Raw genomic sequence first — 9,262 nt, 5'->3', positions numbered from 1 at the left:
ATGGGTGCTCCCTTTCTCTTTGGTGGTGGTTGAATAACCACCATGGCACATCGCGATGCCGTTCGAGGAGGGGGCATCCACCGCATCAATTCCGGTAGGGGGCAGGATCGTATCACAAGGCCCTGACACCCCCTTCTTTCCTCCATTTTGAACTCTGTGCCGCCTTTGTGGTGGCGATGATCGCGGTGCGTCCGTTTGGGAGCCGTGACGGTGGCAAGAAATAGGGCTGATTACTTCACAAGCTGGCCCCGGTTTGCCGCCGCCACCGGTATTCGCCAGTGAGCAGGATGTGTGCCCAGCCGAGCGGCGAGATATGCGCCAGTAAATTGGGCGCACAATTCAACCCGGCCCGCTGCCGCGCGTCCATGGCCTGACCGAGGTACTTGGTGTTCCAGTAGATGATGATGGCGGCGAGCAGGTTGAGGCCGGCCATGCGGTAGTGCTGCCCCTCGGCGGTGCGATCGCGGATTTCACCCTGTCGCCCGATACGCAGGGCGTTTTTCAGGGCGTGATGGGCCTCGCCCTTGTTCAGGCCAATCTGGGCCCGGCGCTGCATGTCGGCGTCGAGTATCCACTCGATGATGAAGAGGGTGCGCTCGACGCGACCGATTTCGCGGAGCGCCACGGCCAGCTCGTGTTGTCGAGGATACGCCGCGAACTTCTTGAGCAACTGACTGGGCGGCATAGCGCCCGTCACCATGGTGGCCGCGGAACGCAGGACGCCGGGCCAATTCTGGACGATAAGGCCCTCGCGGATCTTGCCCCCGATCAGACCGCGCAATTCGTCCGGCGCTGACGCCGGGTCGAACAGGTGGAGCCGTCTGGATGGTAGGTCACGGATACGCGGGATGAACCGGAACCCGATCAGCGAGGTCACGGCAAAGACGTGATCGGTGAAGCCCCCGGTGTCGGCATACTGCTCTGTGATCTTCCGCCCCGTCTCGTTCATCAGCAGCCCATCCAGGATGTAGGGTGCCTCGCTCACGGTGGCCGGAATGTTCTGGGTTGCGAAGGGGCCGAACTGGTCGGAGACATGGGTATAGGCCTTGAGGCCCGGCTCGGAGCCGTATTTCGCGTTGATGAGGTTCATGGCTTCGCCCTGCCGGGCGGCGGGGAAGAATTGCCCGTCACTGGACGCGGTGACGCCCCCGCCCCAGAACTGGGCCATGGGCAGCCGGGCCTGTGCCTCGATCACCATGGCGAGGGCCTGGTTGATGGCCTCGCTCTCTACGTGCCATCGTGACAGGCGCGAGAGCTGGAAGTAGTCGTGTGTGCTGGTTGCCTCGGCCATCTTGCTGAGCCCGAGGTTCAAACCCTCAGCCAGCAACACCGTCAGCATGCCGATCTGGTCTTTGCAGGGTGCGCCGGTCTGCAAATGTGTGAAGGCTTCCGTGAAGCCGATATCCGCATCGACCTCCTGGAGCAGCTCCGTGATCCGTATGGCCGGCAACCGGTCATAGAGATCGAGTACCAACTCGTCCGCCTCTTGCGGCACCGCCGCACTCAGGCGGTCAATTTTCAAGACGCCATTCTCGATCAACCCGCCCGGGATGGTCCCTGCGCGAGCCGCCTTTGCCAGTCGCGCGAGGCCATCCGTCATGCGAGCCTTGCGATCGGCAAGCCAGGTCTCCGGGTCGAGCGGCACCGTCAGCCTTGGCGCGCCCTCTACCGCCTCCGCGGGAACTAGGGCCTGCTTCAGATCGGCGAAGCGCCGGGAATGGGGGAGCCAGATGTCACCCGACCGGAACGCCTCCCGCAAATGAAACAGCACCGCAACTTCCCAGAGCCGATGGCCGTCACCGTCCTCAGCGTTCAGATGGCTGTGCCATTTCGAACCTCGCCGGAGAAAGCCAACTGGCCATGTCTCGGGCTTCTGATCATGTGCGATCAGCTCGGCCGCCTGGAGCAAGGGAGCCGCGACACCCGCCGCCTCGATGTCGAGAACGCGCAGCATGCGCGGGGCATAGCGCCGGAACCGATGATAGCCTTGGCCAACATGGGCCAAGGGGTCAGCGGCCATCGTGTTGGTCAACTCGGCGGCGGTGGCGACCAGCCCTTCGAGTTGCTCCCATCCACAGGCCAGTTCTGTCGCCTGATCCAGGGAAACCCCATCGCTTCTGGCGTCCAGCAGGGCCGACCCGAGAGATTTGAAGGCGCGCAGCGTGTCCTGCACCGCCGCCTTTGCATCAGTGATTTTGGCGTCGCACAGCCTCTTCGCGCCCTGCCATGTCTTGCCGACGATGCGGTCATGGGTCTCGACCACCGCGTCGGAAATCGCGGCACGCCACTCGACGGCGCAAACCGCGAGAATGGCCACGCGACGGTCGCTGCCGATGTCACGCAGGCCATCGGCAAAATAGCGTTCGCCCTGACGCCGCAGGCGAGTCACCCGATGGGGTGGAATACCAGCGAGGATATCCGACGAGACGTTCAGGCCCCGCAGAACCTCGAGCCGATCGAGGAGACGGCCAACATCGGCCGAGTTCTGCCCCACCTCGAATTGGCGTAGCCAGACGAACCGGCTGACCGTAGCGTCGACCATCTCCGTGAGCAGGGTGTCCAGGCGGGTCTTTGTCTCCGCATCCAGCCGGGCCACGATGGCGCTTTCGAGCCGGCGTTCCGCCGCCACGAGCGCATCCGCGCAGAGGCGTTCAATTACGGACACGCCCGGCAGGATGGTCTGGGTCCGGCGACACTCTTCGATAAACCGGCGGGCCAGATCATGGTTGGAGGTTGCCACTTCCGCCTCGCCTGACAGCCAGGCTTTCAGTTCCCGCGCGCGATGCCCGGAGAACATCCTGAAGCCGTAGAACTGGCGCAAGTCGACCAGATGCCTACGCCGCGTTACGTCGGTCTCAGCGTACCTGGAAAGCTCATCCATCTCTTCGCCAAGCTGTGCGGCGATGAAGCGGCTGATGGCCTCGGGAATGACCTCCCCCGACACCAACAGTCGGCCAGGATACCGGAACGCACAAAGCTGCAGGGCGAAGCCAAGTCGATTGCGTGCATGACGACGGGTTCGAATGACTTCGATGTCATGATCTGACAGCGTGTAGTGGTGGAGGATGCTGGCTTCGTCTTGCGGGAGGTCGATCAACGCTGCGCGTTGGCGCGCGGTCAGAATAGAGCGTCTTGGCATGTGGGATTGTCCTTGTTAGTCATTAGTCTGTTCAGGACAAAATCCGCACCAGCAAAATCAAAGGCTTGCAAGGCCAAATTCCGAGGGGGTTCAACTGGGACACATCCTCAAGCAGCAGAGCGATAGGATATGAAAAACCGCGCGGCCATCTACGCCAGAGTTTCGACATCCGACCAGTCCTGTGAGCGACAGGTCGCGGAACTGACCGCATTTGCAGAACGCGGCGGCTATGACGTGGTCGGTGTGTTCAAGGAAAAGGCCTCCGGGGCCTTAGCCAATCGCACTGTCCGCAACCAGATCCTTGATCTCGCGCAGGCCCGACAGATAGATGCGATCCTGGTCAGTGAACTTTCCCGATGGGGACGTTCCACTCAGGACTTGCTCGATACCCTCAATCGGCTCGCAGGCTGGAAAGTCTCGGTCGTCGCCATGAACGGCATGACCTTCGAACTCGACACACCTCACGGTCGGATGATGGCCACCATGCTGGCCGGGATCGCCCAATTCGAGCGCGACCTTCTTAGCGAGCGTGTAAAATCAGGCCTGGCCGCTGCCCGGGCGCGCGGCAAAAAACTCGGTCGGCAGCCCGGACAGAGACCCAAATCTGACAAGCTTGCCCCGAAGGTGCTGCAGGCCGTTCAAGACGGCAGATCATACCGATGGATTGCGCGCGAACTCGGGATCTCCAAAAACACCGTCACTGACATCGTTAAACGACACAGGGATCACGCTTAGGGCATCATCTACATCCCCGACCACGATCAGCCAGAAAATGGTGGTCCGCCGACAGACCGTCTCACGGCCCGTCGGTGCATGATCTGGTTTTTCATGCGCCGTTCTGCCTTCCCCTACTGCCCAAAACGCAACGCGGAGAAGCCCCTCGGCGCCGGCAAGTTGCCCATCCTGCGAGAAGAAGACACCTCAGTGTCGCCGCCGCTGCAGGATCAGGGGGGACGGTTTACCGTCGCCATACCCTGCTAGGGGGTGGGTACTTCCAGAAGAAGATTCTGAAGATTTATTTTTGTATTTTCACGGTCATCAAAGACAGTTGCCGTGTAAAGCGAGGATAGCAGCATGGCACTCAAAACGGAACATCTAAAAGAGGCAAAGTCGGCTCTCAAGTCGATGTCGACGCGACGGGAGAAGACACTGACAAGGGCCGACTTCGTCACCGGCCTGATCAAGGATATACACGCAAAGATGACGGCCGGGTTCTCTCTGGAAGAGATCTGCGAGGAGCTCAACAAGACACTCCCGGAGGACGAACAGCTCAACATGAACACGTTCAAAACATACGTCCGTCGCGCCCGGACCCAGGCCGGGATCGCACCGACCCGAGCGTGGACCCGCCGGACCGGTCCACCCGAGCCCAAGATACAGACCACCCCGAACAAGGGGAGGACAAAGGGTCAGAAAGAAGACCCCGCATCAGATTTTAGAGATCAAGGAGGTGACCTGTGAAGCGGATTTTTTTCATACATGGAGACAAAGGCGGCGTCGGCAAAACAGAAGTTGCAAAGCGCATGGCCGCCGTGATGCTCCAGGCCGAACACCAGGTCACATTGGTCGATGGCGACGATAAAAACGCGGGCCTTCACGCCGCATTCAAACATAGTGACTTTGATGTGCGGCGCATCAAGGTCTTGACACCCGCTGGCCGCGATGCCCTCTTCGACGTCATCGCGGAAAGCCCCGGGGGTGTCTTGATCGATTTACCCGCGCGCGGCTCGGACGTCACGGAGAGACTGCATCAGGACGGTGCCTCCGAAGATGGGTTCAGCCTCCCATTGCTGATGGCCGAGATCGACGCCGAATTGACCATCGTCTTCGTGATCGATCAGACCCGGTCGCCGATTGTCGCCCTACGTGAAGAGATGAAAGCCCTGCCAGAGACGACGAAGTGGATCGTCGTGCGCAACTGGCGCGAGGACCGCGCGTTCACGTTGTTCGACACGACGCAGACCAAAGCCGATCTCGAAGCCCGAGGGGCTGCCGTTATCGACATGATCCGGCTCGACCCCCGCGTGAATGACATTCTGGAGAACGCTGGCCTGAACCTGATCTCTGCGCAGACCTCAGACAAGCTCTCGATGCTCCAGAAGATGCGGGTGAAAGCAGCGCTGCGGTCCTGGTCCGAGCAGATGCAAATCGCGGGACTGCTCGAATGACTGATATTCCAGAAGACCTGTTCACCCTGATCTACCGCCGCGCACCCACGGAGCAAGACCGGGCCCGGTTGTTGGCGGTCAAAGCGGGACTTGGCCTCTCCTCCCGGGACGAACTGTGGCCGGTGCTCATGGTGCTCGATTACTACGAACGGGCCATCCGGTCGGGCAGGATTGATACCTTGCGCGACGTCGAGCGTGTTCTGGATGAGTTGAAAGCGATCCCAGAACGCGCCGGGCCGATCGCGACGGCCGAAGCCCAGAAGGCGATTGCGCGGATCATCAAAGACGCGTCCAAAGAAATCGCTCGAACAGCCGCACAGAGATCCATCACGACCGCCGACCGCATTTCCCGGCGTCAGCTTATTGTCGCGGCCCTGGTCGGCGCGCTCAGTGCTGCCTGTCTCGCTGTAGCCGCAGCTTGGGGCACGTATATCGTCCTCGACGCGCGCGGTATCTGCGCCGAGCCGCCCGGTCGGGCCCGAGATGGTTCCATCGTGTGCTTCGTTGAGCGCTGAAGGCTGATCCCCTTCTCCGCCAGATGGCGTCGGCGGGATCAGCTGGGGCATTAGGAGGAGAAGGTGTGGGTTAGGCGTTTTCACGGAGGGGGGATAAAAAAGAAGGGACGGTGAATTGGGCTGAGCAGACATGGCACGCGCAGGGGACGGGAAACAAAGATCGAACCGCCGGAAGCGGCAGAACCTCCTTCAAAAGCGGGTGGACGATGACGAGTTGGATGATTTCATCAATCGCGCGCGCAAGGCTGGGTTCCAGAACCACCGTGATTTTCTGGACGCCCTGATCTCTGGCGAGGCCGGATTTGATCGCCGAGAGCGCCATGACCTCCTGCGCATCAAAGGCGAGCTGGGAAAGCAAGGCTCCAACCTCAACCAACTCACCTATGCCGTCAACGCCGGGCGTCTCACCGTCATGTCGGCCGATGACATGCGCATTATCCATGCGACCCTCGCCGCTGTTGAGCAGGCCTCCGCAGAGATCCGGGCGCTGCTGGCATGATCGGTGAGGCGATCAAAAGAGAGGGGGAGAAAGGGTCCGGTGGCGGCGCAGATGCCTTCAAGCCCGGAGTGACATATGTTTGCGGCAAAGCCGTCCGGATCGCCTTGCGCAACCTAGCCTCACCCGACTGGCGATATGCGGCTGAGGACATGCGGCTCTCATCAGAGTTGAACAGCCGGGTCCGGAAGCCGTATTACCACTTGGTCCTCAGTTGGCATGAGCTGGAGCGGCCGACCGATGATCAAATGATTGAGGCCGCGGATCACATGATCCGCAGCCTCGGACTGAAGGAGCACCAGATCGTCATCGGCACGCACCACGACACGAAGCGGCTGCATGTTCATCTTGTCTGTAACACCGTTCACCCTATCACCGGGAAAGTCTGGTCGAAGTCGAATGACCACCTTCGGATCGAGAAGGCCTGCCGGGAAATCGAGCTGGCACAAGGTTGGTCGCACGACCGGGGCCGGTTCGAGTTCGATGTGTCAGCCAACGGAACGGTGGAATTGAAGCCCAACCGGGACGCCTGGGAGAAGAAGAAGGCGGACCGGATCACCGGAACGAGGCCCAAAACCTCCGGCGCGCGCAAGCGCGAGAAATCAATCGGGATCGAGACATTCGAGCACGGCATCCCCACCGCTCTGAAGGTCCGGTTTGCAGAGGCCGTTGGCGTCGCGCGGGACTGGCAGGACTTGCACGCCGCACTCGGGGTCCTTGGACTCCGCTATTACAAGGCCGGGTCCGGCGCGCGGATCGCCATCCTGGGCAGCACCGAATGCGCGAAAGCCTCGGCCTTCGGGTCGAAGTTTTCCATCAGGAAGATGGAGGCTCAGCTTGGGGCCTATGAAGATCCGGGCAGCGCATACGTCAATGATCGTAAAGAGGATCACAAGGAGATCGAAAGTGTATCCGGGGTGGTCTGGGAAGAGGACCGCAAAGCGACCGCAGCCTCGGCGTTCAAGTTGACCCTTTTGCGCCGCATCTATTGCGACCTTCATCTCGATCCCGCCGTGTCCGATGCGATAAGCTTTGTCGATCTGCAGGATGTCCCGCCTCAGATCACCTTCCGGGATAACGTGACCCTGGTCGATCATGGCGACCGCCTGACGACATCCCGCAGCACTCGAGAGACGCGCACGGCCATGATCGCGATTGCCAAGGCCAAGGGCTGGTCCTCTGTGAAGTTCACAGGTTCACCTGACTTTGTACGTCTTGCGTCTCTCGAGGCCGCACGTGCAGGCCTGCCCGTACATGGAGCCCCAGAGGACATTCAGGCGCAGTGTGATGCAATTCTGGAACGGCTGGAGCGCCAACAGCGCCGCATCGAGGTGGATGCCCGGGCGGCGGCGAGGGCGGCTCTTGAAGCCGGCGCCAACCGCGATCAGGCGATCGAAGAAAATGACACGGAACGGGCGGAGGCCACGGCCCAGTTTGAGGAGATGACGGCCGAGGCCAGGGCTGTGTTCGACGCAATCGGCTCCGGGCGTGATCCCGTCCGGACGGCCCTTCGGTCCGTGGCGCACGCGGAAGAACAGCGGATCACAGCAGAGCTGCCGGATCGTCGAAGCGTCTCGAACCCGCAACCTGCACCGGACGCAGATCGTGGCGGCGGCAGCAAGAAGCGTCGGATCGCTAAGGTAGTCAAGGAGAACGACCATCATGAGTTGGACCGGATGCGGGCAGTCCATATCGACGAGATTGCCGCACGGGGTGGCTGGTCCTACGCCCCCAAGCACAGGGACGGCCGTAGCGATCCGCAGGGTCGGGATCTGCCCACCTATGTGCGCGGCGCTGAGACGATCAAGGCGACACGGAAAGGAGATGCCTGGGTCTGGACGAACAACAAGACCGGCGCGTCCGGTTCGGTCATCGACCTCTGGCTGTCGGACAACCCGGGATTGACCTTGGGCGATGCGCGCAAAGCGTTCCGTGAGATCATGGGGACCGGCACACCGACACCGGTGCCCACGGGAGCACCGCATCAGGACGACAGGCAGCAAGATCACACCGAAGCCCGGCGCAGGTGGGAGGAGGCCCCCTATATCGAGGACCGGCGGACCTACGCAGAGGATCGCGGCATCTCGAAAGCGACCCTGCACCGCTTCCGGGACGATGTGCGCTGTGGCGCTTTCGGTGGCATCTACTTCGCACATCGCAATCCCGAGACCGGCGATATCGTCGGCTTTGAGCAGCGGTGGGAGAAGGATGGGCGGAAGAACACGGCGCGCTTTGCCAAGGGCGGCGTGAAGACGGTCTCGGTCCTCGGAAATCCGAAAAACGCCACGCGTATGGTGGTCTTCGAAGGCGGCCTTGACGCCCTCGCGCTCGCGGAACTCGAGGCCCGGGAAGACACGATCTACGTCAGCACGGGCGGTGGGTTCGGGCCGAGGACGGAGGCAGCCCTCCTCAAGTCTGCCGAGGGCCGGGAGGTTCTCTCAGGTTTCGACAATGACGCGGCGGGGGAGGCCCTTCATAGGCAGATCACCGGTCTCCTGCCCGGAGCGAAGCGTCTTGCACCGCCCCCACGTGTCGAGGGCACAAAGAAGCCCTGCAAGGACTGGCTCGATCTTCTTAATGCATCCAAGGGTGCATCCTCGCCCCCCATGCCGCCAGCCCGTCCACGTTCCGCCGGTAAAGTTGAAAACGAAGTCCAGCAGCCAGTGCGCGCTCCACATTTGGGTGAGACTGAAATGCCAAATCCTGGCTGACCTAAAATGCGTCGCAGCCCGACAAACAGAGATGAGATTGCGTCACACCGTCGCCCAAAAGTGAACACAGCGCTTCTGCAAATGAAGAAAAATAAGGGCGGCGGACCTTAGACCAGATGAGCGTTTTGCGGCGGGCGAGCCGCAGATGTGGTTTTCTGACGAACACGGAAGAGTTCGAAGGAGAAAGACCAATGACGAAAACGCTTTACGTGGGGCTGGACGTCCACAAAGAC

At 61.3% G+C, this 9,262-nt stretch carries 7 protein-coding genes; 6 read left to right on the top strand and 1 reads right to left on the bottom strand.

The features are described from left to right. Nucleotides 1-235: 235 nt before the first annotated feature. On the bottom strand, nucleotides 236-3,139 hold the full coding sequence (locus AAFO90_RS23045) for a Tn3 family transposase (RefSeq protein WP_347510926.1): 2,904 nt from the start codon (nucleotides 3,137-3,139) through the stop codon (nucleotides 236-238). A 129-nt stretch (nucleotides 3,140-3,268) separates the two neighbouring features. Here AAFO90_RS23045 and AAFO90_RS23040 point away from each other — a divergent pair, with 129 nt between their 5' ends. The 6 genes from AAFO90_RS23040 to AAFO90_RS23015 all read left to right on the top strand — a co-directional run bounded on the left by AAFO90_RS23040 (nucleotide 3,269) and on the right by AAFO90_RS23015 (nucleotide 9,029). Beyond that, the gene (locus AAFO90_RS23040; RefSeq protein WP_274840774.1) at nucleotides 3,269-3,874 is read left to right on the top strand and encodes a recombinase family protein; all 606 of its coding nucleotides are present in this window, start codon (nucleotides 3,269-3,271) and stop codon (nucleotides 3,872-3,874) included. A 339-nt stretch (nucleotides 3,875-4,213) separates the two neighbouring features. Beyond that, entirely contained in the window at nucleotides 4,214-4,600 is a 387-nt protein-coding gene (locus AAFO90_RS23035; protein WP_347510925.1) for a hypothetical protein, read from the top strand. Next, complete coding sequence (locus AAFO90_RS23030) at nucleotides 4,597-5,307, top strand: hypothetical protein (protein WP_347510924.1); 711 nt, start codon at nucleotides 4,597-4,599, stop codon at nucleotides 5,305-5,307. Before AAFO90_RS23035 ends, AAFO90_RS23030 begins: the two co-directional genes overlap by 4 nt. After that, complete coding sequence (locus tag AAFO90_RS23025) at nucleotides 5,304-5,822, top strand: hypothetical protein (protein WP_347510923.1); 519 nt, start codon at nucleotides 5,304-5,306, stop codon at nucleotides 5,820-5,822. Before AAFO90_RS23030 ends, AAFO90_RS23025 begins: the two co-directional genes overlap by 4 nt. 130 nt (nucleotides 5,823-5,952) lie before the next feature. Beyond that, entirely contained in the window at nucleotides 5,953-6,321 is a 369-nt protein-coding gene (locus AAFO90_RS23020; protein WP_347510922.1) for a hypothetical protein, read from the top strand. Beyond that, nucleotides 6,318-9,029: a relaxase/mobilization nuclease domain-containing protein gene (locus AAFO90_RS23015; protein WP_347510921.1), complete on the top strand. Its 2,712-nt coding sequence runs from the start codon at nucleotides 6,318-6,320 to the stop codon at nucleotides 9,027-9,029. Before AAFO90_RS23020 ends, AAFO90_RS23015 begins: the two co-directional genes overlap by 4 nt. Nucleotides 9,030-9,262 lie beyond the last annotated feature (233 nt).

The organism is Phaeobacter sp. CAU 1743 (assembly GCF_039839315.1).
Taxonomy (GTDB): Bacteria; Pseudomonadota; Alphaproteobacteria; order Rhodobacterales; family Rhodobacteraceae; genus Phycobacter; species Phycobacter gallaeciensis_A.
The sequence above is the reverse complement of the archived record's forward strand: the minus strand, read 5'-3'. Positions and strand labels throughout refer to the sequence as shown.

What these genes read in the sequence shown, in the direction of transcription:
- AAFO90_RS23045 (WP_347510926.1), bottom strand. Translation starts at nt 3,139, where the DNA reads ATGCCAAGACGCTCTATTCTGACCGCGCGCCAACGCGCAGCGTTGATC.
- AAFO90_RS23040 (WP_274840774.1), top strand. Translation starts at nt 3,269, where the DNA reads ATGAAAAACCGCGCGGCCATCTACGCCAGAGTTTCGACATCCGACCAG.
- AAFO90_RS23035 (WP_347510925.1), top strand. Translation starts at nt 4,214, where the DNA reads ATGGCACTCAAAACGGAACATCTAAAAGAGGCAAAGTCGGCTCTCAAG.
- AAFO90_RS23025 (WP_347510923.1), top strand. Translation starts at nt 5,304, where the DNA reads ATGACTGATATTCCAGAAGACCTGTTCACCCTGATCTACCGCCGCGCA.
- AAFO90_RS23020 (WP_347510922.1), top strand. Translation starts at nt 5,953, where the DNA reads ATGGCACGCGCAGGGGACGGGAAACAAAGATCGAACCGCCGGAAGCGG.
- AAFO90_RS23015 (WP_347510921.1), top strand. Translation starts at nt 6,318, where the DNA reads ATGATCGGTGAGGCGATCAAAAGAGAGGGGGAGAAAGGGTCCGGTGGC.